This window comes from Rhizorhabdus wittichii, assembly GCF_017607425.1.
Classification (GTDB): Bacteria; Pseudomonadota; Alphaproteobacteria; order Sphingomonadales; family Sphingomonadaceae; genus Rhizorhabdus; species Rhizorhabdus wittichii.
Map to the genome: position 1 here is coordinate 3,804,914 of NZ_CP059319.1, position 25,704 is coordinate 3,830,617.

The 25,704-nt window shown below is 65.1% G+C and carries 17 protein-coding genes; 8 read left to right on the forward strand and 9 right to left on the reverse strand.

Translation table 11 applies throughout. The annotated features are described in order from the left end of the window. Nucleotides 1–67: 67 nt before the first annotated feature. The 7 genes from HRJ34_RS18230 to HRJ34_RS18260 all read right to left on the reverse strand — a co-directional run bounded on the left by HRJ34_RS18230 (nucleotide 68) and on the right by HRJ34_RS18260 (nucleotide 9,576). A complete protein-coding gene (locus HRJ34_RS18230; protein WP_208632064.1) occupies nucleotides 68–2,044 on the reverse strand; it encodes an OPT family oligopeptide transporter in 1,977 nt (658 codons plus the stop codon). Between the two features lie 451 nt (nucleotides 2,045–2,495). Next, nucleotides 2,496–3,515, reverse strand: a complete 1,020-nt coding sequence (gene galE, locus HRJ34_RS18235) for a UDP-glucose 4-epimerase GalE (RefSeq protein ID WP_012049178.1) — start codon at nucleotides 3,513–3,515, stop codon at nucleotides 2,496–2,498. Nucleotides 3,516–3,622: 107 nt separating this feature from the next. Then, nucleotides 3,623–4,249 (reverse strand): response regulator transcription factor, encoded by a 627-nt coding sequence (locus tag HRJ34_RS18240; protein ID WP_012049177.1) that lies wholly within the window; start codon nucleotides 4,247–4,249, stop codon nucleotides 3,623–3,625. Then, a complete protein-coding gene (locus HRJ34_RS18245) occupies nucleotides 4,246–6,303 on the reverse strand; it encodes a PAS domain-containing sensor histidine kinase (RefSeq protein ID WP_226948848.1) in 2,058 nt (685 codons plus the stop codon). Before HRJ34_RS18245 ends, HRJ34_RS18240 begins: the two co-directional genes overlap by 4 nt. Nucleotides 6,304–6,675: 372 nt before the next feature. Then, complete coding sequence (locus HRJ34_RS18250; RefSeq protein WP_208632065.1) at nucleotides 6,676–7,653, reverse strand: HpcH/HpaI aldolase/citrate lyase family protein; 978 nt, start codon at nucleotides 7,651–7,653, stop codon at nucleotides 6,676–6,678. A gap of 16 nt (nucleotides 7,654–7,669) precedes the next feature. Further along, on the reverse strand, nucleotides 7,670–8,470 hold the full coding sequence (locus HRJ34_RS18255; protein WP_012049174.1) for a LytR/AlgR family response regulator transcription factor: 801 nt from the start codon (nucleotides 8,468–8,470) through the stop codon (nucleotides 7,670–7,672). Then, on the reverse strand, nucleotides 8,467–9,576 hold the full coding sequence (locus HRJ34_RS18260) for a sensor histidine kinase (protein WP_012049173.1): 1,110 nt from the start codon (nucleotides 9,574–9,576) through the stop codon (nucleotides 8,467–8,469). The genes HRJ34_RS18255 and HRJ34_RS18260 overlap by 4 nt, the downstream gene beginning before the upstream one ends. Nucleotides 9,577–9,778: 202 nt before the next feature. On the opposite strand from HRJ34_RS18260, the gene HRJ34_RS18265 reads away from it, so the two are divergent. The 3 genes from HRJ34_RS18265 (at nucleotide 9,779) to HRJ34_RS18275 (ending at nucleotide 14,220) form a co-directional block, all read left to right on the forward strand. Continuing rightward, nucleotides 9,779–10,777, forward strand: coding sequence for an IS30 family transposase (locus tag HRJ34_RS18265; RefSeq protein WP_208632066.1), 999 nt, complete (start codon nucleotides 9,779–9,781; stop codon nucleotides 10,775–10,777). A gap of 93 nt (nucleotides 10,778–10,870) precedes the next feature. After that, the gene (locus tag HRJ34_RS18270) at nucleotides 10,871–12,496 is read left to right on the forward strand and encodes a glycosyltransferase family 39 protein (RefSeq protein WP_208632067.1); all 1,626 of its coding nucleotides are present in this window, start codon (nucleotides 10,871–10,873) and stop codon (nucleotides 12,494–12,496) included. Nucleotides 12,497–12,723: 227 nt separating this feature from the next. Beyond that, nucleotides 12,724–14,220: a tyrosine-type recombinase/integrase gene (locus HRJ34_RS18275; RefSeq protein ID WP_226948849.1), complete on the forward strand. Its 1,497-nt coding sequence runs from the start codon at nucleotides 12,724–12,726 to the stop codon at nucleotides 14,218–14,220. Between the two features lie 409 nt (nucleotides 14,221–14,629). Here the strand turns inward: HRJ34_RS18275 and HRJ34_RS18280 are convergent, their stop codons facing one another. Next, nucleotides 14,630–15,550, reverse strand: coding sequence for an alpha/beta hydrolase (locus HRJ34_RS18280; RefSeq protein ID WP_208632068.1), 921 nt, complete (start codon nucleotides 15,548–15,550; stop codon nucleotides 14,630–14,632). 49 nt (nucleotides 15,551–15,599) lie between these two features. After that, on the reverse strand, nucleotides 15,600–16,835 hold the full coding sequence (locus HRJ34_RS18285; RefSeq protein WP_208632069.1) for a cytochrome P450: 1,236 nt from the start codon (nucleotides 16,833–16,835) through the stop codon (nucleotides 15,600–15,602). A gap of 446 nt (nucleotides 16,836–17,281) precedes the next feature. Here HRJ34_RS18285 and HRJ34_RS18290 point away from each other — a divergent pair, with 446 nt between their 5' ends. The 5 genes from HRJ34_RS18290 to HRJ34_RS18310 all read left to right on the forward strand — a co-directional run bounded on the left by HRJ34_RS18290 (nucleotide 17,282) and on the right by HRJ34_RS18310 (nucleotide 25,668). Further along, nucleotides 17,282–19,672, forward strand: a complete 2,391-nt coding sequence (locus HRJ34_RS18290; protein ID WP_208632070.1) for a TonB-dependent receptor — start codon at nucleotides 17,282–17,284, stop codon at nucleotides 19,670–19,672. 347 nt (nucleotides 19,673–20,019) lie between these two features. After that, nucleotides 20,020–21,126, forward strand: coding sequence for an amidohydrolase family protein (locus HRJ34_RS18295; RefSeq protein WP_208632071.1), 1,107 nt, complete (start codon nucleotides 20,020–20,022; stop codon nucleotides 21,124–21,126). Further along, on the forward strand, nucleotides 21,126–21,518 hold the full coding sequence (locus HRJ34_RS18300; protein ID WP_208632072.1) for a metal-sulfur cluster assembly factor: 393 nt from the start codon (nucleotides 21,126–21,128) through the stop codon (nucleotides 21,516–21,518). Before HRJ34_RS18295 ends, HRJ34_RS18300 begins: the two co-directional genes overlap by 1 nt. 48 nt (nucleotides 21,519–21,566) lie before the next feature. Then, nucleotides 21,567–24,044, forward strand: a complete 2,478-nt coding sequence (locus HRJ34_RS18305) for a TonB-dependent receptor (RefSeq protein ID WP_404947150.1) — start codon at nucleotides 21,567–21,569, stop codon at nucleotides 24,042–24,044. Nucleotides 24,045–24,087: 43 nt separating this feature from the next. Further along, on the forward strand, nucleotides 24,088–25,668 hold the full coding sequence (locus HRJ34_RS18310) for a spinster family MFS transporter (protein ID WP_208632074.1): 1,581 nt from the start codon (nucleotides 24,088–24,090) through the stop codon (nucleotides 25,666–25,668). The last annotated feature ends 36 nt before the right edge of the window (nucleotides 25,669–25,704 follow it).

The window sequence follows — 25,704 nt, forward strand, 5'->3', positions numbered from 1 at the left end:
GGATTTGAAAGAGCCGGCGCGCGCCATACAGGGCAAGGGCAAAAAGGGCAAGGCGAGTCCCTTATCGTCACCCCTGCAACCGTCCCGCCGTCCGCCCCGTCCAGCGGTAGAGGACGACGAGCAGCGCCGCCACCAGCAGCGTCCCCGCCGCCATCGCCGCGCCCTCATGGCCCGCGCCGACCAGCGCGAGCGGGGCGCCGCTGCCGGTCGCGACGATCAGCCCGGCGAGGAGGACGCCGAACAGGCTCTCTCCGACGATGAAGCCCGAGGCGAGCAGCACGCCCATGCGCTGCGCCGCCGGATCGGCGCGGCGCCGGTCGTAGCGCCAGCCGATCAGCGCGCCGATCACCACCGGCAGGGTCGCCGACATCGGCAGGTAGATGCCGATCCCGACCGCGAGCGGCGGCAGGCGCAGCCAGCCTTTGCGTCCCATCAGCCCGTCGAGCGCGACCAGCGCGAGGCCGAGCGCCGCGCCGATGAAGATCATGTTCCAGTCGAGCCCCTCGCCCAAAATGCCGCGCGCGAGGCCGGCGATCAGCGTCGCCTGCGGCGCGGGGAGCGGATCGCTCGGGACCGGCAGGCCGGTGCCGGGCAGCGGCGCGAAGCCATAGGCGGCGTTGAGCAGGTCGAGGATCGGCGGGATCACCGCCGAGCCGGCGAGCACGCCGACGATCAGCGCCACCTGCTGCTTCCACGGCGTCGCGCCGATCAGCTGGCCGGTCTTGAGGTCCTGGAGATTGTCGTTGGCGATCACCGCGCAAGCGAGGACGAGGCCGGTGACGAACAGCGCGAAGGCGACGAGCTGCGGCCCCGCCCCGCTTCCCGCCAGCGGCTGCACCGCGACCGCGAGCAGCAGCGCCGAGCCGAGCACGGCGAGGATCGCCAGTCCCGACACCGGACTGTTCGACGACCCGATCAGCCCGGCCATATAGCCGCACACCGCCGCGACGAACGCGCCCATCAGCAGCACATAGGCATAGAAGCCGAGCGACAGCGGCAGCGCGAAGGCGGCGAGCGGCCCCTGTTCCGCGAAGTGCCAGAGCAGCGCCACGATCGGCAGCGCCACCAGCGCCACGATCAGGCCGAGCCAGCCGACCGGCATGTCCTGTTCCTCGATCGGCAGCGCCTCGCCCGACGCCTTGCGCGCCTTCGACGCGGCGATCGCGCCGGCCATGCCGTGCCACAGCGGCCGGGCGAGCTTGCCCAGCGTCCAGATCGCCGCCGCGCCGATCACGCCGGCGCCGAGGAAGCGCACCTGCCCGCCGAACGCCGCCAGCGCCGCCGCCTCGGCCGGCCCCGGCATCGCGGCGATCGCCGACAGGACCGGAGTGGCGACGCCGAAGGCGATGACCAGGCCGAGCCCCATCGCCAGCCCGACCGACAGCCCGACCAGATGCCCCGCGCCGAGCAGCGCGAAGGACAGCGAGGCCGAGACCCCGGTCGCGGCGTGGCTGGCGCCGAGCCGGAACCAGGTCGACGCCTCGGTCGCGACCAGTTTCGTGGCCCCGATCACCGCGAAGCCCATCGACGCGATCGAGCCGACGAGGATCGTCCGCAGGCCCGCCTGCGCCTCGGCCGCGCCCTCGCGCGTCTGGGTGCCGACCTTGAGCACCTCCGCCGCGGCGACGCCCTCGGGATAGGGCAGGTCCGATCCGGTGACGAGCGCGCGGCGCAGCGGCACCGACAGCACCACCCCCATCAGCCCGCCCGAGGCGCAGAGCAGGAAGGTCTGCCAGAAGGGGAAGCCCTGCCACCAGCCGATCATGATCAGGCCGGGCAGGACGAAGATGATCGAGGCGATGCACCCCGCCGCCGAGGCGACGGTCTGGACGATGTTGTTCTCATGGATCGTCGCGCCGCGCACCAGCCGCAGCACCGCCATCGAGATCACCGCCGCCGGGATCGAGGTGGCGAAGGTCAGTCCGACCCGCAGGCCGAGATAGACGTTGGCCGAGGTGAAGACGAAGGTGATCAGCGCGCCGAGCAGCAATCCCCGGACGGTCAGCTCGCGCCCTGTCGCCGTCCCGCCCGATCCGCCCGCCATATCCGCTCCCCGTCACCGTTCGGGCGCGAGCATGGCGCGGCCGGAGGCCCCTGACAATCCGCCCCCTCATCGTTTCGCATGTGCGAGCATGATTCGCCGCAACCGCAACGAGCTTACAATGGTGAATATAATAAATTGATATTTTTCAATATCTTGAAAATTTATTTGGCGCCGCAGCATTTTTTCGCTTGCATTTTCATCTTCGCACCTGCACAAAGAACGGGCCTTTCAGGCATCCTCTCCTAAAACTTTCAAGGCCGGTCCCCTCGGGATCGGCCCTTTTTTTGTTTTGGCCTCAGGCGCCAGCGTGCGCATCCGCGCCCTTGGCTATCCTCGCAATAGCTCGGGCGCGCGTTCGCGCTTGCGGAGCCTGCGGCTCCGTTTCCTCATCTCCCCGTCATGCCGGCGGAGGCCGGCATCTCAGCAGAGATGCGCGGCGCTCGACACCCGCTTACCTCCCCGCCAGCTTCCGTTCCCACGCCAGCGCATGGGCGACGATCGTGTCGAGGTCGTCGAGCCTGGGGCGCCAGGGGGTGGTCGCGAGGATGCGGGCATTGTCCGCGACCAGCGCGTCGGGGTCGCCGGGGCGGCGCGGCTCCATCCGGCGGGTGACCGCGGTGCCGGCGACGCGGTCGACCGAATCGAGCACCTCGAGCACCGAGAAGCCCCGGCCATAGCCGCAGTTCATCACATGGCTCTCGCCGGGCCGGGCGATCAGCGCGTCGAGCGCGTGGAGGTGCGCGTCGGCGAGGTCGCCGACATGGATATAGTCGCGCACCCCGGTGCCGTCGGGGGTCGCATAGTCGGTGCCGAACACCGCGACCTCGGCGCGCTTGCCGAGCGCGGCCTCGACCGCGACCTTGATCAGGTGGGTCGCGCCCGCGGTCGACTGGCCGGCGCGGCCCTGCGGATCGGCGCCGGCGACGTTGAAATAGCGCAGCGCGCAGTAATTCATCGGATGCGCCGCGGCGACATCGCGCAGCATCGCCTCGGTCATCAGCTTCGACATGCCATAGGGGTTGATCGGCACGGTCGGCATGTCCTCGCGCACCGGGATGCTGTCGGGGATGCCGTAGGTCGCGGCGGTCGACGAGAAGATGAAGTGGCGGACCCCACCCTTCACCGCGCTCTCGATCAGCGAGCGGCTGTTGGCGGTGTTGTTGCGATAATATTTGAGCGGGTCCGCGACCGATTCGGGGACGACCACCGATCCGGCGAAGTGCAGGATCGCGCCGATCCCGTCCTCGGCCAGGATGCGCGCGACCAGCGCCTCGTCGGCGATGTCGCCCTCATGGAAGCGCGCGCGGCGGTCGACCGCGTCGCGGAAGCCGGTGACGAGGTTGTCGATCACCGAGACACGCCAGCCCGCGTCGAGCAGGGCGAGGACGGCGTGGCTGCCGATATAGCCGGCGCCGCCGGTGACGAGGACGGCGAAGGATCTGGCCTCGGGCCCGGACGCGCTGGAGCTCATGCCCCTGCATATCCCCGCGGCTCGTTACGGGTCAAACCGTGGCGTCCGACCTACCGTGTTTCTCCGTCATCCCGGCGAAAGCCGGGATGACGGGGCCTTGGGGCACCTTATCGCGGGAAGACCGGCACCAGCCCCGCCGCGAAGGCGATGCGGACCGCCTCGGCGACGCTGCGCACGCCGAGCTTGTCCATCAGGTTGGCGCGGTAGATCTCGACCGTGCGGGGGCTGATGTCGAGCTCATAGGCGATGATCTTGTTGGCCTTGCCGTCGATCAGGCCGAGCAGCACGTCGCGCTCGCGCGGGGTGAGCCGGTCGATCCCGTCGCGCGCCGACTGGATCGCGCTCGCCTCCTTCTCGCGGTCCTCGATCCGGGCGAAGCCGTTGTCGAGCGCGCCCAGCAGCATGCGGTTGTCATAGGGCTTCTCGATGAAGTCGATCGCCCCCGACTTCATCGCCTCGACCGCGACGCCGATGTCGCCCTGCCCGGTCAGCAGGATCGTCTCGAAGCGGTTGTCGAGCTTCTGCAGCCGGTGGAGCACCTCGAGCCCGTTGAGCCCGGGCATGTTGAGGTCGAGCAGGACGCAGCCCGCCTCCATCTGCGGCACCGCGTCGAGGAACGCCTCGCCCGAGGCGAAGGAGCGGGTGACGAAGCCGCCCGCGACGTCGAGCAGCACCTCGACCGACTGGCGGAGCGCGTCGTCGTCGTCGACGATGTAGATGCGCCGGCTGTTCATCGCGCCCCTTCCTCTTCCATCACCGGCAGGGTGAAGCGGAAGACGGCGCCGCCGTCCGGCGCCGAGGTTGCCGACATCTGGCCGCCATGCGCCTCGATGATCCGCCGCGAGATCGCCAGGCCGAAGCCGAGTCCCTCGCGCTTGGTGGTGGCGAAGGGGCTGAACAGTCTCTCCAGCATCTCCGATGCAATACCCGGCCCCGAATCCTTCACAATTACCTCGATCAAGTTGTCACGCGCCATCTTCGTCGCAATCAGCAGTTCGCGCCGGCCCTCGCCCTGCGCGGTCATCGCGTCGGCGGCGTTGCGGATCAGGTTGACCAGCACCTGCTGGATCTGGATCCGGTCGCCGAGCACGACCCGGCCCTCATTCTCGAAATCATAGGACAGCCGGATGCCGAAGCTGCTGCTGTTGAACAGCGCCAGCGCCGCCGCCTCGCGCACCAGGCTGGTCAGCGGCTCGGCGCGCATGTCGGCCTCGCCGCGCAGGATGAAGGCGCGCAGCCGGCGGATGATCTCCCCGGCGCGCGACGCCTGCTCGCTGGCGCGCTGGAGCGCCTGGCGCAGCCGGGCGATGTCGACCCGCTCGTCGTCGCCGTCGAGCATCAGGTCGACCGCGCCGAGGAAGTTGACGATCGCCGACAGCGGCTGGCTCAGCTCATGCGCGAGCGCGCCGGCCATCTCCCCCATCATGCCGAGGCGCGAGACCTGGGCGAGGTCGTTGGTGAGCCGGTGGAAGCGCTCCTCGGTCGCGATGGTCGGGCGCATGTCCCGGCCGAACACGACGTACATGCGCGCGCCGTCGACATAGGCGTCGCCGAGCACGAACGAGATCGGCACCGATTCGCCGTCGGCGCGGCGCACGCTGATCGGCACCGGCCACTGCCCGCCGGGGCCGAGCTGCCGCGCGCGGGCGAGGTCGCGGCGGACCGCCGCCGGGCCGCGCGGATCGTCGACCAGGTCGCTGAGTTGGTGGCCGATCAGCTCGCCCTCGCCATAGCCGAGCAGCTGGCGCGCGGTGGCGCTGCACGCGCGGACATGGCCGCGCTCGTCGCAGACGAACATCGCGTCGGGCACGGTCGCCAGGATCGCCCGCCGCTCGGCCTCGCCCGCGCGCAGCTCCTGCTCGCGCTCACGCCGCTCGGTGACGTCGAGATGGGTGCCGAGCAGGCGCACCGGCCGGCCCTCGCGGTTGCGGATGATCCGCGCCCAGCCTTCGCCGCGCCGCGCGGCGCCGTCGGGGTGGCGGAAGTCGAAATCGAAATGGGCGCGGTCCTGGCCGCTGGCCGTCGTCGTCGCGACGACCTCGCGGACCTGCGCGTCGAGCGCCTCGCTCCAGTAGCGCGGGCCCGTCCCGGTCTCCTCGCCGTCGAGGCCGAAGAAGGTCTCGCCGCTGGTCGTCCAGATCGGCTGGCCGGCGATCAGGTCATATTCGTAGATGAAGATGCCCTGCACCGCGACCGAGGTGGCGAGCCGCGCCTCGCTCAGCCGCAGCGCCTCCTCCGCGCGCCGCCATTCGGTGACGTCGGTGACCGCGATCACCGCCGAATGATGGTCGGCGCCGTGGCGGATGATCTTGGCATGGTCGTGGATGATCAGCTCATGGCCGTCGCGATGGCGCTCGACCAGCTCGATGCTGACCCGCCCGGCGACGCGGAGCCGGTGCCACAGCGCCTCGACCGGCTCGGGCGTCTGGGTGTCGAGCAGGTCGACCCGCCTGCGCCCGACCGCCGCCGCCGCGGGCCAGCCGTACAGTTCCTCGCAGCCGCGCGACCAGTGACGGATCGTCCCCTCCTCGTCGACCACCATCACCGCCGCCAGCTCGGCCGCGTCGACCAGCTCGCGCCGCTCGACCCGGTCGCGCTCGATCAGGTGCGAGCGCCACGACCAGACCATCGCCGCCGCCGACAGCAGCCCGGCGAAGACCAGCAGCGCGACCTCGACGGCGCCGGAGCGATCGGACGGCGGGGTCAGGTGGGCGGCCTTGAGGATCGCCACGACGATGATGGCCGCGAACAGCGCCGTGAGACCTATGGTCCGGCGATCCGTGGCCATGCGCGGCCAGCCACGCGGCATCAGGTCCTGGGAACGCGTCTGCGTAATCCCCTCTTTTGTCTTGGGGTAAGCCTTGTCCGACGCAGAGTATCATCCGCGTAAAACAGCGGAAAGACGAACATTTACGGCCTTTACGCCGGCCGCGCCGCCGCTTAGACGCTGGTCTTTCCGGCCGCTGTCCTTCGCCGGCGCCCGGTCCAGGGCGAGCTTTCGCGAAAAGACCGCCTCGCCTCCCCCTTCCGGTCATCCCGGCGAAAGCCGGGATCTCGCTTCTCTTCGCCCTTCGCTCGCCGGAGACATGGGAAGGCAGGGAGATTCCGGCTTTCGCCGGGATGACGGGGCAAAGATGCCGCGACCCCTTCCAATATTCCGCTACGCGTCCCCGGCCATCGCCAGGATCGCGTGCGCCTGGTCGAGGTGCAGCCGCTCGACCATCTCTCCACCGACCCTGATCGCCCCCTTGCCGGCATTTTCGGGCGCGGCGAAGCCGTCGACCGCGGCGCGCGCCCAGGCGATCTCCGCCGCGTCGGGGCTGAACGCCCGGTTGGTCGGATCGATCTGGCGCGGATGGATCAGGGTCTTGCCGTCGAAGCCATAGGCCTTCGCCTCGGCGCATTGCCGGTCGAGGCCGGCCTCGTCGTCGAACGCGTTGTAGACGCCGTCGAGGATGGCGAGGCCATGGCCCTTCGCCGCCGCGACCGCCATCGCCATCATGCCGAGGAACGGCGTCCGCTCGACGGTGAGGCGCGCGCCCATCTCCTTGGCGAGGTCGTTGGTGCCGAGCACGAACGCCGCCGGGCGGGCGCTCATCGCCTCGGCGATCGCATCGAGCCGGAAGATCGCCCGGGTGGTCTCGACCATCGCCCAGAAGCCCGTCGCCGCCGGGGCTGCCGCGATCGCCGCATGATAGCGGCGCACGCTGTCCGCATCGCCGACCTTGGGGGCGAGGATCGCGTCGGCGCCCGACGATGCCGCCGCGGCAAGGTCGTCCTCGGCCCAGGGGGTGCCGAGCGCATTGACCCGGATCACCAGCTCGCGCTTCCCGAACCCGCCGTCGCGCACCGCCGCCACCGCATTGGCGCGCGCCTCGGCCTTGGCCTCGGGCGCGACCGCGTCCTCGAGGTCGAAGATCACCACGTCGCAGGGCAGCGACCGCGCCTTGTCGATCGCGCGCAGGTTCGAGGCGGGCATGTAGAGCGCGCTGCGGCGCGGGCGGATCGTCATGGGCTCCCCTCTCATTCCTCCCCGGAACGGGGAGGGGGACCGCGAAGCGGTGGAAGGGCGGCGCGTCAGCGCCGGCTGCGCCGTCGCCCCCTCCACCACCCTGCGGGTGGTCCCCCTCCCCTGCATCGCAGGGGAGGAATTATCAATGGACGAAGCGCGCGACGACCTCGCGATAGGAGCGGCTGACCTTCACCTGCGCGCCCGAATCGAGCACCAGGAAGCATTCGCCGTTGGTGTGCGGCTTGACCTGGCGGACCAGGTCGAGATTGACGATCGTCGAGCGGTGGACGCGCTGGAAGCGGCGCGGATCGAGCCGCTTCTCCAGGTCCTTCATCGTCTCGCGCAGGATCAGCGTGTTGTCGCCGGTGTAGATGCACATATAGTCGCCGGCGGCGTCGATCCGCTCGATCGTGTCGACGTCGACGCGGAAGATCTGGCCGCGATCCTTGATGTTGATCATCTTCTCGAAGCGGTTCGACGCGGGCGCGTCGTCGCTCTCGCCATAGCTGTCGGCCGCGTCGGGGGCGACCTCGGCGAGCACCTCCTTGAGCCGGCCGACCTCCTCGACGCCCTTCTTCTCGGCGAGGCGCTGGCGCACGCGGTCGAGCGTGTCGGCCAGCCGCTGCTCGTCGACGGGCTTGAGCAGATAGTCGAGCGCCTGCGCCTGGAAGGCGCGGATCGCGTGATCCTCATAGGCGGTGCAGAAGACGAACAGCGGCGGCTCGACCTCCATCAGCCCCTGGATCACGGAGAAGCCGTCGAATCCGGGCATCTGGATGTCGAGGAAGACGAGGTCGGGCTTGTGGGTCTTGATCGCCCGGATCGCCTCGCGGCCGTTCAGGCAGGTTTCGATGATTTCGACATCCTCGTGTGCCGCCAGCCTCAATCTCAAGCCCTGAATGGCGAGCGGCTCGTCGTCGACGAGAATGGTTCGGATCGTCATGCACTATCCTTGCGCTGTTTCGCGGACTGGAAGGGGATGTCGATCACGACTCCGAAACCTTCCTGCCGGTCAGTCTGGACCTCAAATCGTTGGTCCGTGCCATAAGCCTGCGCCAGCCTGTCGCGAATATTCGCCAGACCGACGCCGGTCGAGTAGGTGGGACGCGTCAATCCATCGTTCAACCCCGGTCCGGTGTCGGTAACCGTAATGATCAGGCGACGATCCGGTTCCATGCCGGCCAGCCGGGCGGTGACGACGATGTCGGCGCCCTCTTCGAGCGGGGTGACCGCATATTTGATCGCATTCTCGACCAGCGGCTGGAGCAGCAGCGAGGGCAGCCGGGCCTCCGACGCCGCCGGATCGATCTCGAAATCGGCGCGCAGCCGGTCCTCGAAGCGCATCTTCTCGATGTCGAGATAGAGCTTCAGCGTCTCGATCTCCTGGGCGAGGCTGACCGTGCCCTCGGGCTCGTTGGCGAGGGTGTAGCGCAGGAAGGAGGACAGGCGCGACAGCATCGCATTGGCGCGCTGGGTCTCCTTGAGCAGCACCAACGTCGAGATCGAGTTGAGCGTGTTGAACAGGAAATGCGGGTTGAGCTGGTAGCGCAGCATCGCGAGCTGCGCCGAGCTCGCCTGGCTCTCGAGCCGCTCGACCCGGTCGGACTGCTCCTCGAGCAGCAGGTAGAAGTTGATCCCGTAATAGAGCGAGGACCAGGCCGCGAGCAGCGCGAGATCGAGCAGGATCGCGCCGAAGAACTGGATGCCCTTGGGCATCTCCTGCGGCCGGTAGAAGGTGGCGTGCGCCCAGGTCTCGATCGACGAGAACACCGCCGCCGCCAGCACCAGGATCAGGATCGACACCGTCCAGGTGACGATCGGCTTGAGCTTGATCAGCCGGCGGAAGGCCGACGCCATCAGCAGGGTCAGCGAATAGCCGGTCGCGGTGGTCAGCGCCGTCGGCACGATGAACAGCAGGCCCATGTTGTTGGCCAGCCCGCCGAGCGCGCGCAGCACGAAATAGCCGCTCCACCCGGCCGACTGGAGCACCCAGAAGGCATGGTTCTTGTCGTCGAAGAACGGCTTTGAGCCGATAAGGGAGAGTACCATCGGGCGAAGCTCTTACTGGAAAGCCGTCGCCGGATGAAGCCTGTCGGCGCTGGGACGTGTCCCGGTCGTCTTCCAACCCCCATCGTCATTCCCGCGAAAGCGGGAATCCATGGACGGCGGCCCGCAGGAGACGAAATGCTCCGTGACCGTGGATTCGGCGGACTCACAGATGAAGTGCACCACCTGGTAAGGTGGAAGCGCGATGGGAAGAAGCTACAGGCAGCTCGGCCTTGACGAGCGTATCGAGATTTACCGTCTGCATGCAGACGGTAAATCTTCGCGTGAGATCGGGGACGCGATTGGCCGGCATCACACGACGGTTGGCCGTGAACTCAAGCGTAATAGCCGGCAGACCAAGATCTGGCTGGGTGGCTACAACCCGCGTCGCGCCCATGAACTGGCCGCCAGGCGGCGGGAATGGGATTGCCGCTTCAAGCTGGAGCGCCAGCCGGACCTGCGAAAGATCGTGGAAAACGGCCTTGCGATGGGAAGCTCTCCCGAACAGATCGCAGGCCGACTGACCCTCTTAAATGGTCCCACCGTCAGCCATGAGTCAATCTATCGGTTCATCTACCACCGCTCGGCGCAGAAGGATTATTGGCACCGGCTCCTGCCTCGCCGAAAGAGTCGGCGCGGACATTTCGGCAAGCGCGGCGGCAGCTCCGCCAGCTTCATCAAGCAGCGCCGGCCGATCCAGGAGAGGCCGACCGAAGCCGACACACGGACCCAGCCAGGCCATTGGGAAGCCGACTACATGCTCTTCGCCAAATATGGCCACAACCTGCTCGTCCTTCATGAACGGCAGACCCGCTTCACCATCGTCGAAAAATTGCCCCATCGCCGGGCCAGGCTGACCGCATGCCGGATCGCCGGAAACCTCCGGCATATCCCCCAGCATCTGCGAAAAACTATCAGCTTCGACAACGGCACCGAGTTCGCCGAGCATTATCGGCTGCACCAATCACTCGGTGTCACCACCTTCTTTTGCGATGTCCGAAGCCCTTGGCAAAAGGGCGGCGTCGAAAACACCATCGGCAGGCTCCGCCGCCCCCTGCCACGCAAAACCAACCTCGAAACGCTCACCGCCAAACAGCTGCGCGCGCACGTCGACCAGCTCAACAACACACCCAGAAAATGCCTTGGCTTCCTAACCCCCGCCGAGGCATTCCTCAAAATCTCAACCGGTGCACTTCAAACGTGACTCCACATTCCCGCTTTCGCGGGAATGACGAACAGGTGGGACGATCGAAGGATGCCTACACCCGACGCCCGATCGGCCGCTCACGGCGCTGGCATGGCGGGCCCGGTCTGGCATAAGCGGGCGCCGATGACCGCCGCCAAGCTCCCCCGCCCCGCCCTGTTCCTCGCCGCCGCGCTGATCGCGGGGTTCGCGCTGTGGGCGCGGGCCTGGAACCTCGGGGCCGAGCCGATGTGGCTGGACGAGGGCTACAGCGCCTATGCCGCCGCGCAGGGCTGGGACTTCCTGTGGAACACCGTCCCCCGCTACGAGACGCATCCGCCCTTCTATTATTCGCTGCTGCGCGCCTGGACGCTGGTCGCGGGCGACGGGCTGCTCGCGCACCGCATGCTCGGCCTGCTGTGCGGGCTGGCGACGCTGCCGGTCGCGGCGCTGGCGGCGGCGCGGCTGGCGCGAATCGCCGGGGTCGACCGCGCGCCGGTGGCGCTCGCCGCCGCGGCGCTGGTCGCGGCCTCGCCGGTGCTGGTCTGGATGACGCGCGAGATCCGGCCCTATCCGCTGATGATCCTCGCCTATGCCGGCGCGACCCTCGCGCTGCTCGCGATCGCCGAGCGGCGCGCGGCGGGCCGGCCGCTGGCGGGGGCCGCCTTCGCCGGCTGGCTCGGCTGCGGGGCGCTGATGCTGTGGCTCCACAATCTCGGGCCGCTCTATGCCGGGGCGATGGGCCTCGCGCTGCTCTGCGTCGTCCGGGTGCGGACGATGACGCGCGCCGACTGGCTGTGGTTCGCCGGCGGCCACGCGCTGGCGATCGCGCTGTGGCTGCCGGCGCTGTTCATCCTGCTCGACCAGGCGCCCGAATGGGTCAAGGCGACCTGGCTCAAATTCTCGACCGTCGACCTGTGGCGGCGCGCGACCTACATGTTCACCGGCCCGCGCGACGACATCCGCGCGGCGGCGGCGATCCTCGCGCTGTGCGGGGCTGCGCTGCTGTGGCGCGCGCGCTGGCGCGGGACGCTCGCCGCGCTGCTGATCCTCGCGCTGCTCCCGGTCGCCGTCTCGCTGCTCGTCTCGGCGCAGGTCACCCCGGTCTTCATCATCCGGACGATGACCGCGCTCGCCGTCCCCGCGCTGCTGCTGATGGGACTGGGGATCGGCTGGGGGTGGCGGCGATACGGATGGCTGCTGCCGGCCGGCGCGCTCGCCTGGATGCTGGTCGGTCAGGTCGGCATCGACATCGAGTCGCGCGGCCATGTCCGGCGCGACTGGTATGAGGCGGTCGCCTGGCTCGCCCCGCGCTTCCGGCCCGGCGACGTCGTCCTCGCCTATCCCAACGAGGGCGCGCTGCCGTTCGACCGGGCGGTGCGCGACCGCGGCCTGGCGATGCCGAGCCGCCCGATCCCGACCGCGATCCCCAGCCTCGATCCGCCGCCGGGGAGCTGGTACGTCAGCGGCTCGCGCGGCGTCCCCTCGCTCGACCGCACGCACCTGCGCGCGATCGCCCAGGACCCGGCGACCCGCGCGGTCCCGACCGTCTGGCTGCTCCGCCTCGGCCCCTGGGCCTATGACAAGGGCGACGTCTTCCTGGAGGAACTGGCACGGGACCGCGTCGAGGTCGGCCGCTTCAGGGACGGCGCGATCGATATCGTGGGGCTGCGCCAGAAAGAAAAAATCCTCCCTGAGCGCAGCTCGGGGAGGACTTCAGGACTTACCGCCCACCGTTGAAACGGAGCCCGTCATCCCGGCGAAAGCCGGGATCTCCCTTGTTCTTTCCGATCGCGGAAAGAAGGCAATGAGATTCCAGCTTTCGCTGGAATGACACTTGTTTCTTATCATATTGTATTTCAAAATAATTTTTGATATAAACTTCCCACACATCACCTGCACAGCCACCGCAAATCAAGGACTTAGCGCCGCGATCTGCACATAATCTGCACAGGAAGGAGCCGAACATGGCGTTCGTCACCGACAAGGAAGTGCTCAAGCCCGGCCTCATAATCTTTCGCCGCGCCGACGTGGACCACCGCAATTGGTATTGCCGCGTCAAGCTGCCCAAAACCGACCGTTACAAGACGGTCTCGCTCAAGACCAGTGACATCGGCGCAGCGCGCGAACTGGCCTACGATCAGGACTCCGACGTGCGCTTCCGCATCAAGCACGACGTGCCGGTTTTCAACCATCCATTCCGAGCCGTGGCGAAGGAATATCTCGCTACACAAGAGGCTCGCGCGAAGCGCGGCGAAATCAGCAAGGAACGGCCCAAGAAGCTCAAGGCTGTGATCGAGGGTGCGCTTGAGGCTTATGCCGGATCGACCCAGGTCCATTTGATCGGCGACAATCTATGGGCCGGCTATCCGGCATGGCGGCGTGAGAATGGCGCAGGCCGCAACACGCGCAACGGCGTGCGCGAAGTATCCGCCGAGAAGGCGGCCGAACTGGACGCCCGCGAAGCGGTCAGTCGCGCCAAGGCGATGGAGGCGCGCGGCATCCGCCAGCTTCGCCCACAAACGACGCCCGCCGCTCCGGCCGAAGGCCGGACGGTGGCCTTCATCAGTGACTCCACCATCCGCTTCGAGATGTCGATTTTCGGCGCGGTGATGAACTACGCGATCAAGAAGCGGTACGTTCCGGCCAGCCAGCGGTTCGACGAGCGGCCCAAGCTCAAGACAATGCGCCGCGACGAGTTCACGCTTGAGGAATATCGGCACCTCCACACGGTGGGCCGCTCATGGGTCAAGGCGGCGAACCGGCCGTCGAGCGTCTGGTATCGGACGGTCGCCTATAATTTCATCCTGATCATGTGCAACACGGGCATGAGGCCGTCCGAGGCGAAGAACCTGCGCTGGCGCGATATCACCACCGGCACCGATCGGGAGGGCCGTGAGCTTGTCGTGCTGTTCGTCCAAGGCAAGGGCAAGTCACGCAAGCTCGTCGCACCCAAGAGCGTCGGCGACTATTTCGAGCGCATCCGGGAGGCGACGAGGCTGTATCGCAAGACGGCGGCGACGGACAGTGAAGCACCGGAAGTCACGTTCCGGCCCGAGGATCGGGTGTTCACGACAGTGACCGGCGAGCCGGCCAGTTCGCTCTACAAGGCGATGATCGGAGACTTGCTCGACAAGGCCGACTTGCGGGAGGGCGCGTCCGGCGTTCCCCGCTCCACCTATTGCTTCCGGCATACCTACGCCACTTTCCGCCTCGCGGAAGGTGTCGATGTCTATTTCCTTGCCGAACAGATGGGAACCTCGGTCAAGATGATCGAGGAGCATTACGGCCACGTCAACACGGTCAAGCACGCCGATCTCGTGCTGCAAGGCATGGGTGGATGGGAACCGGGCGCGGCTGTCGGCGAGGTCGCGGCCGACACCAGCAAAGCCGCTCGGACTCCAAGGGCGAGGACCAGGACGGCCGAGCCGAGCGGCAAGCTGCGCCGCCGCCGCTCTAACTAACAAAAGCCATGCAACGCGCGGCATCGGGCTCCGATGCCGCTCCTTCGACCGCTTCTTAGTCCGGCGCGCCCGAGGGCGCTCTTTAGCCGGACAGCTTTTTGGCGGGATCAAAGCCGCGCCGAGTTCAGCGCGGCCCCGCCAGACGGTCACGCCCGGCATTGGGCGTTCACGCGACATCGGCCTTCAATGACGGGCCGCGGCCCGGCATGGCCGATCATCTTCGGCAGCAAAGCGTCGTTAGCGCAGCACCATCGCCGCCCAATCGGGCAGGTTGGCCGACGACGTCGCCCGATATGATCCTCAGCAATCTAATCGTGGCATTCGAAATTGCGATCGTCTCAAATCGGGGAAGGGGGGTGAGGATTGAGCTGCTGCCGGTTTCAAGGACACCGAGATAAGCTCATTCAGGCTACCCCAGCTTTGAGTTGAGGCCTAGAATCGGGCGAACCCAGCCCGCAAAGCGATGTATTGCGTCATCGGCTTCGGGCGCCTTTCCCGCCATGAGCTGGAAGCAATGCTGCATCTCGGGGAAAACGTCGATCTTGACGTCCGCCCCGTCCCGCTTCGCTTTTTCGGCGATCCGTCGACTATCGTCCACGATCGCCTCATAACCACCCACCTGAATATAGATCGGCGGAAACCCTCCATAATCGATGTAGAGCGGGTTGCTCAGCGGATCCTTACGATCCGCGTTAGCGCCTAGCACGATATTGGCCAGTTCCTCGGAAAATGCCTCATCGGTGAGGACGTCGTTCTCGTGATTTGTCTGATAACTTTGGCCAGAATGGTCTCCGCAGCACCATGGCGACATGGGCATGGTTGCGCCGGGCGTAGGCAGGCCGGCGCGACGGATATTCTCGATGTTGGTTAGGGCCAGCGCTCCGCCTGCGGAATCGCCGATCAGGGCGATATTCTCCGGGGCATGGCCCTCGCTTTCGATTAGCCAGCGATAGGCTTCGGTCATGTCCTGGACGGGCGTCGGATGCATATGTTCGGGCGCTAGGCGGTAATCGACGTTGAGCGCGATGCAGCCGACCGCCTTTGCCATCTGCGCGAAGAATTTGCGATGGGCGTACATCGAGCCGCCGACATAGCCGCCGCCGTGCGAGCAGAGGAGGACGTGCTTGCGCGAGCAATCCTTCGGAACGATCCACATGGCGGGCACCGAGCCGGCCATGACCTCGATATAATCGACGCCGCCCGGTTCCCGGGTCAGATGGCTCCATTCCTCGAACAGCTCGCGAAGGTCGGTGATGGTCGTGTCCGGCCCGCTGCGTGCTTTCCATGATTTGTACAGATCGATGATGTTCTGAGATTCTTTGCTGACCATATGGTCCCCCGTCGATGGGTTTTGCCGGTCGTGACCGAATGAAAGCGGATCAGGATATCGGATCGAAGGTCACGTGCAGCGGTCTGAAAGACCGTGCGAAATGGCCGACGAAAACCGGCTCCGGCGCATCGCCGTCCAGCCTGAGATTCTGCGCCACATTGAGCAGCCCGTTGATCGCCTCGACGATTTCCGCCCTAGCGAGCCCGGCCCCGATGCACGTGCGCGGGCCGACATTGAAGGCGAGGTGGTCGCGCAGCATGCCGCGATTGACGTCGACCCGCTCGGGGGATTCATATCGGGCGGGATCGCGGTTGGCGGCGGCGTTGATCAGCACCAGCTTCTGATCGGCCGCGACCGGAATGCCATCAATCTCGCAATCCTGATTAGCGACGCGATAGCGATAGTGAACCGCCCCGAACAGCCGCAGCGATTCCTCGACGACCTGGGGCACCATCTGCTGCCTGTTGGCCCTTACCCGCGCCATGAGGTCCGCGTCCGAGAGCAGCAGGTAGAAGGCGTTGGAAATGGCGTGGGTCGTGGCTTCGGCGCCAGCCAGGAACAGCTCACGGCCGACGGCCATCACGTCGTCGTCGCCCGGTTCGCCCAGCGATTCGGGCCATGCCGACCAAACCCGGCTGATCAGATCCATGCCCAGCGTTTCCCGCCGCGCCCGAATGAACGGCAGCAGCATGTCGTTGAGTTCGCGCGACGCCGCGAGCGCCTGCTCGTCGATCCCTGGAAGGTTGAGTCCGCTGATCCACTGGTTGATGACATTGTGCAGCTCGACGACGCGGTGAACCAGAGCGTCGTCCTGCCAGGGCATGCCGAGCAGCGCGAGGATCACCCGTGGTGGCACGAGATCGCCGAAAGCGGATGAGAGTTCGGCCGTACCGCTTGCCGAAAAACGCGCCAGCAGATCCCGTACGATCGGTCGGATATAATGTTCGCAATAATCCTTGACCTGCCTGGGCGTAAACATGCTGAGCAGAAAGCGGTGCATCAATGGATGGCGCGGCCCCTGAAGGACGCTGATCGTTTCGCCGCCCTTGATTTCCCGCAGGTTCGGAATGGGATCGGCATAAGGGTGCCGGAACAGATCCTCGCGCAGCTCGACATAGCGGCAGGCTTCGTAGCTCGTCACCAACCAGCCATTGGCGGAATCGTCCCAAAACAAGGAAGCCTGCGTGCGCAGCCTGTCGTAAAAGGGATAGGGATTGCATCCCGTCAGCGACAGGAAGTCCTGACCAGCGGCCGGCGGGGCCGACGAAGTGTTGATCTGCTGCACAGAACTCTCCCTCTCCAACAGAGAATCTTCCCGGTCGTCCGTGATCCGACTTCCATGACGCGGGAACGACACCCGCAGAACGTATTCTAATATCGGTCTATTATTCCTATATCGGACTTTGTAGCATCGCACCGGCAGCCGTCAAGGGCATTTTGGGGTGGGGCGCCGCGCGTCGCCGAGATTTGCAGCTCGGCGTTCAGGCAACCGCAAAATTTCGCCGCGTTGACACTCTGCGGGGGCGATGATAGCCAATAAACCGATAATGGCATAATATTCATATATTGGAATGATTCGGATCAGTTGCAAGTGCAGAGCCATGGCGCTGGGTTATAAGTGATAATTGTAGTTATTCGGACAAAATATATGATTTCACACATAAATTAGAATAAAATCTGGATTGAATATAAATTCATAAGATATTTTAAAGATTAAATGGGGAGATTGGGATGACGAAGGTAAAGAAATATTCGTTGATGATCGGCGGTCTTATGGCCAGTCAACTGGTACTCGCATCGGTGGCATCTGCTCAGACGTCGGCGTCGTCCAATGAAAACGAGCTAGGCGAGATTGTAGTTACGGCTCAGAAGCGCGTGCAGGCTGCAAGCGATGTTGGTTTGTCGATCGTCACCGTTGGAAAAGAGGCGCTCGAGCGCCGCGACATCACATCCGCATTGGACCTGGTGAAAATCGTCCCGGGCCTTTCCGTCGCCAGTACCGGCAATGGCGCGACCATCGTGTACACGCTGCGCGGCGTGGGCTTCAATTCGGCCAACCTCGCCGCTACCTCGGCCGTCGCCGTCTATGTCGACGAAGTTCCGCTCGCCTATCCGGCGATGACGCAGGGGATCGGCCTCGATCTGCAGCGGGTGGAGGCCTATAAAGGCCCGCAGGGAACGCTGTTCGGCCAGAACTCGACCGGCGGGGCGATCAACTACATCGCCAACAAGCCGACCGACACGTTCGAAGCCAGTGTCTCGGGGACGTTCGCCCGGTTCAATCGCTGGAGTGTCGAGGGATTCGTCAGCGGTCCGGTTTCCGACACCATGCGCGTTCGCATCGCGGGCCGGCAGGACGGCGGCGGCGCTTGGCAGAAGAGCTACACTCATGGCCAGAAGCTCGGCAACCGCGATCAGTTCGTCGGACGCGCGCTCCTGGAATGGGAACCGACCGACCAGCTGAAGGTCAATGCCGGGATCAACGGCTGGAAGGACCGTTCGGACTCGCAGGCCAATCAGCTAATCCAATATGCCCCTCTGCAGCCGCCCGGGCTTCCGCAGCTTGTCGCCTATCCGACCTCGCCGCGTAGCCCGCGCGCCGCGGACTGGGATCCGAAGCTGCCGTTCAGCGGGAACAACAAGAAGCTGCAATATGACAGCTGGTTTGCGCAACCGTTTCTCCGGCTCGATTTCGACATGAACGATTCGATGACGCTGACGTCGCTCAGCACCTATTCGCGTTTCAGCACCGACTCCCTGATCGATGTCGACGGGACGAGCTACGAGATCGGCGAAGTCAATCAGGTCGGCGACATCAAGGAGTTCAACCAGGAGCTTCGCCTGTCGGGCAAAGCCGGCCGGGTGAACTGGGTGGTCGGTGGCAACTACCAGAAAAATACGATCGATGAGGTGCAGAACATCCTGATCCACGAGCTGTCAAACACGCAGAACATCGGCGGTTCGGGTTTCAGCGCCATCTTCTCGCCCACCTTCAGCAAGCAGAAGACCGAGGCCTTCGCCGCATTCGGCAATATCGAGGTCAAGCTGTCGGACCAGTTCAATATCGTCGGCGGCGCCCGTTACACGAAGACGAAGATCGATTTCGTCGGATGTAACCTCGATTCCGGACCGCCGGTGCCCAACCAGCCCAATCCGGGGGTCACGTCGAGCCTGCGGGGCTTCTTCAATATTCTCTACGGGCTTCTGAGCGGGAATACGGGCGCCAATCCCATTGTGGAAGGCGGCTGTATCACCCTCGACAATATCCCGCGGAACGGCAATCCGCCCACCTTCCTTCCGACCGATAGCCGGCAGATTCTCAATGAGGACAATGTCTCCTGGAACCTCACGGCCAACTTCAAACCCACACCCCGCACGCTGCTCTATGCGCGCGTCGCCAAGGGCTATAAGTCCGGCAGCTTCCCGACGATCGGCGCATCCACATCGGTCCAGTTCCTGCCCGCCAAGCAGGAATCGGTGATGACCTATGAGGCCGGCTTCAAGGCGTCGCTGGCCGACAGGCGGGTCAACATCGAAGGCGCGGGCTTCTATTATGACTATAAGAACAAGCAGCTCAGCAACTTCGTGCCAGACGCCGTGTTCGGTCCGCTGATCGCGATCGTCAACATTCCGAAATCGCGCGTTTACGGTGCGGAGCTGTCGGCCACCGTCGTGCCGGTAAGCGGCCTGACGCTCTCGGGCGGGGTCACCTACATCGACACCAAGATCAAGACGTTCAACGGCTTCGATGTGAACGGCGTGCTCACCGATCTGGCCGGGGAGAAGTTCAACCTAGCGCCCGACTGGTCGGGCTCGTTCGACGCGGTCTACGAATTTCCTGTGGCCGAGAAGGTCAAGGCGTTCCTCGGCAGCTCGCTCACCTTCCGGAGCAAGACCAAGGGCGTGATCGGGGCGACCAGCAACGCCTATAACATCGATGGCTACACGCTGGTCGACGCGCAGATCGGCCTCGAGACCGAGGACGGCTGGAGGGTGCAGATGTGGGGCAAGAACATCACCAACAAATATTATTGGAACAACGTCAACCGGATCAGCGACACCATCGTCCGCACCGCCGGCATGCCAGCCACCTATGGCGTGACGGTGGGCATGAAATTCTGACGGGCCCACCCAGCCTGATCGAGGCGGTGTTGACCGAGATGTGGTCTTCATCGCCTCGATCCTTGTGGCGTGGGCAACCGGCACGGGCTGGAAAATCCGACTTTTGCCAGCCGCGAAGGTCCAATGTTGACATCATGGCCGCTTGGATGTAGTACGGTTACTGTTCCGATATAGGAATGATATTCCAAATAATAAACAGTAATGCGAAATACCAGCGCGGTATATTCGATAGAAGTGATGAGGTTTCGTCGGCTGCATTCGAACGGTTGCACGTCTCAGCCAGTGAAAGGGACGTAGAGTATATGGGCTAACCGCCCATTCTGGCCGGAGACTGAGAGGATCAAATTATGTTGAACGATTTGCCGGTGATCGATGCGGTGGTTCACGCATTCAATTTTACCGGCGCCAATTTCCGCAATCAGTATGGCAGCGTCTTTGCCGACCGGATCACCCGCGCGTCGATGCTCGGGCCTGAGGGGTTCGTGCTCGACGGCCATGACGAATATCGCCGCAACTGGAGCATCGACGATGCCGCCCGCGTCGCCTTCGCCGAAAGCCAGACCGACTTGGCGGCCTATCATGTTCTGCCGATCATGGCGTTCAGGGACGGCGCCTGCTCGATCGAGAAGGCGGTACGCGCCAAGCAGAAATGGCCGCACCGTTTCGCCTTCTATATCGGCGTCGACGCCATGTCGGGCGCCGCGGCGCTCGACGAGATGGATCGCCAGTTCGACATGCTCGAAGGCGATGCCGTCGGCGTCAAACTCTATCCCAACAGCTGGCTGGCCGACGAGATAACCGGCTGGAAGATGGACAATCCGGAGATCGCCTTTCCGATCTTCGAAAAGGCCCGCAAGATGGGCCTCAAGGCGGTGGCGATCCACAAGGCGCTGCCGCTCGGCCAGGTCGAGCTAGACCATTATCGGGTCGACGATATCGACCGCGCGGCGATCGAATTCCCCGAGCTGAATTTCGAGATCGTCCATGGCGGCATGGCGTTCGTCGAAGAGACGATGTTCCAGATCCGTCGCTTCCCGAACGTTTACGTCAATCTGGAGTCGACGAGCAGCCTGCTGACGATCCGCCCGGCGCAGTGGGAGCGCGTGATGGCGCAGTTCATGCAGTCGGACGGCATGCGCAAGAAGATACTGTGGGGCACCGGCGGCCTGATGGTGATCCATCCGCGCGCGGGGCTGGAAGCATTTCAGCGCTTCCGCTTTCGTCAGGAGACGATCGAAGGCGAAGGCATCGCCCAGATCAGCGACGATGACCGGCGCGACATGCTGGCCAATAATTTCGTGCGGATGACGGGTATCGACATGGCGGCCAGGCTCGCCGCCTGCGAGAATGACGAGTTCAGCCAGGCGCGGCGGCAGGCGGGCGGGATGCTGCCGCCCTTTTCCACTGCGCCGACGGCGTCCTCGCCGCAGGATCCGGCGGTCGTGAAGGCATGATGACCGGGGTGGACCCATCGTCGCCCGCAACGGCGCCCGGCGGCCGTGACGAGGTCGAGCGTCTCGTGCGGGATGCGCTGCGGCGGGTCGTCGATCCGTGCAGCATCGCCGCGGGTGTACCGATCGACGTGATCGACATGGGTATCATCAAGGCTGTCGACGTCCGCGACGGGGCGATCGCGATCACCTTGCGGCCGACCAGCCCGTTCTGCTTCCAGCTCGATATGATCGCGGCGCAGATCGTCGCGAAGGTGCAGGAGGCCGTCCCGCACAAGGTCAGCACCGAAGTCGATTTCGCGGCCGATTGGGACCCCGAGATGATGTCGGAACAGGCGAGGGCCCGGCTGCGCGCCGTTCGCCCGGCGTCGCAAGATCCGACGCGGCCCCATTAGTCCGAACCTGAATAAGCGATTTCAACCAGAAAATACCGGGAGAGCATGATGAGAGTGAAGCTGTTGAAGCTGGTGTTTCTTTCGACGGTGTTCGGCGCTGCCGCACTGCCGGCGCACGCGCAGAAGGCGTCGGGGGCTCCTTCCGCCGAACCGCAATCGGAAGCCGTGTCGAACGAAGGCGACATCGTGGTGACGGCACGCCGCCAGAGCGAGAGCCTGATGCAGGTGCCGGTGGTCGTGTCGGTGCAGAATGCCGAGACGCTGGCCCGCTACAATGCCGATAGCCTGGCGACGATCGGCGCGCTCACCCCCAGCATCATCGTGGCGTCCTATCCCGATCAGGGCGGCGGATCGATCGCGATCCGCGGCATCAGCTCGCCCGCCAATCAGATCGGTTTCGAACAGGCGGTTTCGGTCGCGGTCGACGGCGTCCAGGCAAGCAGCGGCCGCGTCGCCACCTTCGGCTTCTTCGATCTCGAGCAGGTCGAAGTGCTCAAGGGTCCGCAGGCGCTGTTCTACGGCAAGAACAGCACCGCCGGCGTCATCTCGATCACGACCAAGGGGCCGACCCGCAATTTCGAAGCCTCGCTTCAGTCGGGCTATGAGTTCGTCGGCGATGAGATCACGACGCGCGCTTCGGTTTCCGGCCCGCTCACCGACACGCTCGGCGCGCGCTTCGCGATCCAGTATCGCCATATGAAAGGCTGGCTGCGCAACACCGCACAGCCGATGGCCAACCCCTTCTACAATCCGGCGACCGGCGTGCCCGCCAGCATCGCCAACCTGCCGGGAGCCTCCGACAGCCGCCCCGGCGAGAAGGAGATCCTCGGCCGCGTCACCCTGGTCTATCAGCCAACCGATGCGACCAAGGCGACCCTGAAGCTGTTCCGCGCGCATTCGAAGGATGGGGGCACGGGCGTTTCGACGCAGAATATCGGCCCGTGCACCGGCCCTTTCCCGCGGGTCAACGGGATTGCCGATACGGCGGGTGACTGCCGGATCGACAATCGCACCACCGTGGGCGATTCTCCGCGCGCGATCGGGGAGACCTATCAGCTGGTGAAGACCGATGGCTCACCGCTGGGCAGGCTCGATGTTTCGCTCGCGTCGCTCGGCATCGAAACCAAGCTCGGCGAGATGAGCCTGAGCTCGCTGACCGGCTATACGGTCACCGATTATGACGCCTTCTCCGGCTTCGATCAGACGACCTTTTCGCAGCTCGCGGCGGCGGAAACCCCGCACGAACGCTACATCTCGCAGGAATTCCGCCTGCAGGGCGATATCGGCTCCAGGCTCAACTTCATGGTTGGCGGCTTCTTCGAAAACAGCCGGATGACCTATGGCAATGAATCCAAGCTGAGCGATACGACCTTCTACAACGCTGCAGCCAACCGCTATGTCTCATGGATCGGCATCGCGCGTCAGAATGGCAACACCTATTCGGCGTTCGGCCAGCTTCGTTACGCGCTGACCGATCAACTCGATCTGGCCGGCGGTGCGCGCTGGACCCGGCAGACCAAGAACTACCGCAAGCAGAATATCTACAGTTTCGGCTCATTCTTCACCGCGAACACCGTCTATCCGGGATCGGACGAAGTCGGCGTCCTCAAGGGCCATTTCTCGGACTCCAACGTCTCGCCCGAAGTCACGCTGACCTGGCGGCCGACCGATGATCTGACCTTGTTCGGCGCTTATCGCACCGGTTTCAAGTCGGGCGGATTCGGTCTCGGCAGCCCATTGTCGCCGGCCACGCGGATCGCGAATGTCGATTATGACTCTGAAACCGCCAAGGGCTTCGAAGTCGGCGCGCGCGGGCGCTTCCTCGACGGCAAGGGCTTCTTCAGCGCGGCGCTGTTCCACTATAATTTCTCGAACCTGCAGGTGAACGTCTATGATCCGGCACTGGTCACCTATGTGATCAACAATGCCGGCAAGGTGCGGCAGACCGGTTTCGAGCTTGAGAGCAACATCAAGGTCAACGATGCCGTGCGCGTCCATGGCGCGCTCGCTTATGTCGACAACAAGTTCAAGAACTTCACCGGCCAGTGCTACTCCTACGCCTTCCCGACGGGCACGACCCGCGCGACGGCGGTGCCGCCGCCGAACTGCCGGTTCGTCAACACCACCGCCCTGACGCTGGAACAGGTGTTCGATGGCCGGACGCCGGCGCGTTCGCCCAAGTTCACGGCCAATGCCGGTGTCGTCCTGTCGGTGCCGCTCGGCGGACAGGTCGCCGAGCTGACAGGGGACAGCTTTTATTCGAGCGCCTATTACGCCTCGGACACGCTGGTCGGCCAGTCGCGCCAGAAGAACTTCTGGCGCTTCAATGCCAGCGCGAGCATCGCGTCGGAGAATGACAGCTGGAAGCTGGCGCTCGTCGGACGCAACCTGACCAACAAATATGTGCTGGTCTATGCGGTCGACCGAACGGGCGGGGCGGGCGTGCCCGGCATGATCGGCGAACAGCGCGGCGTCGTCGAACGTGGTCGCGAGATCACGCTCCAGGCAACGTTCAACTTCAAATAAGGCGGAACGGCCGGCCTCTCGGGCCGGCCGCACGCGTCTGCTGATGAATCCGGTGGAGAGAGCCGTGGCGACTGAAACCGGATCGACAGCCCCGCACAAGGCCGTAGGCCGTTACGCCTGGTATGTGCTGGGTGTGCTCATTCTCGTCTATGCGCTGAACTTCATAGACCGTCAGATCCTCTCAATCCTTGCGCAGAATGTGAAGCGCGACCTCGATCTGACCGACGCCCAGCTCGGCTTTCTCTATGGCACCGCCTTTGCGATCTTCTACGCGACCTTCGGCATCCCGCTCGGTCGTCTGGCCGATCGATGGAATCGCGTGACCCTGCTGGCACTCGGCCTGGCGATCTGGTCGGCGATGACGGTCCTGTCGGGCTTTTCGGAATCGTTCGGCGAACTGGCCTTCGCGCGGATCGGTGTCGGCATCGGCGAGGCGAGCGCCGCGCCGGCCGCCTTCTCACTGATCGCGGCCTATTTTCCGAAGGAGAAGCGCGGGTTCGCGCTCTCGATCTACGCGACCGGCGCCTATATCGGCTTTGGCATCAGCCTGCCGCTGGGCGGGTGGATCGCCGACAGCTGGGACGCCAGCTACGCCCTCCGCGCCGCGCCGCTGGGTCTTGCCGGTTGGCAGGCGGCGTTCATCGCCGTGGGCCTGCCCGGGCTGCTGCTGGCGGTCTGGGTATTCAGTCTTCGCGAACCCGCACGGACGGAGACGCCGCAGAGCGCGGGGCTCCCGGGGGTATCGGTGTTCCGGATGTTCGGACGCGATCTCGCTTCGGTGATCCCGCCCTTCACGCTGTGGAACATCGCCCGCTATCCCGGAGAGCTGAGCAGGAATATCGCCGCGCTGGGCATCGTTGCGCTGGTAAGCGCAGCGATGATCTGGCTGACCGGCGATTATGGGCAGTGGATCGCGCTGGCGATCGGCGTTTACGCGATCATCTCGTGGATTCAGGATCTGCGCTATTCCGATCGTCCCGCCTTTCACCTGATCTGCGCCGACTGGGCGCTCCCGCTTTGCCTGCTGTCGTTCGGGTGCATCGCCTTGCTGACCTATTCGGCGGCGTTCTGGGCGGCGCCCTATGCGATCCGCACCTTCGGCATGTCGGCGACGGCTGCCGGATCGATGATCGGGGTTCCCGGCGCGATCGCATCGGCGCTCGGCATCCTGGCCGGCGGGCGGCTCTCCGACATCTGGAAGGCGCGGGATCCGCGCGGACGGATCTTCACCTGCATGATCGGTGCGGCGCTGCCCATTCCGTTGATCGCGCTGATGTACACCCGCGTCGACCTGCAGGCTTATCTTCTCATCAGCCCGGCGGTCTATTTCGTCACGGCGGTGACGGGGGGCGTGTGCGTAGCCGCGTGCCAGGATCTGGTCCTGCCGCGAATGTACGGCACGGTGGGGTCGGTCTATCTGGTCGGCACGACGATGATCGGGCTCGCGCTGGGACCCTATGGCACCGGCAAGATCGCCACCATCACCGGCTCGCTGCAGACAGGCGTGTTGAGCATGCTGCTGATCACGCCGATCACCTTGACGGCCTTGTGGTTTCTCAGCCGGCGGACGACGGAGGCGGAAGCGACCAGATTCGAACGGGCGCGGCTTGCGGGCGAGGCATGAGATGCAGGGAAAATCACATCCGGCGTCGCGTGACTG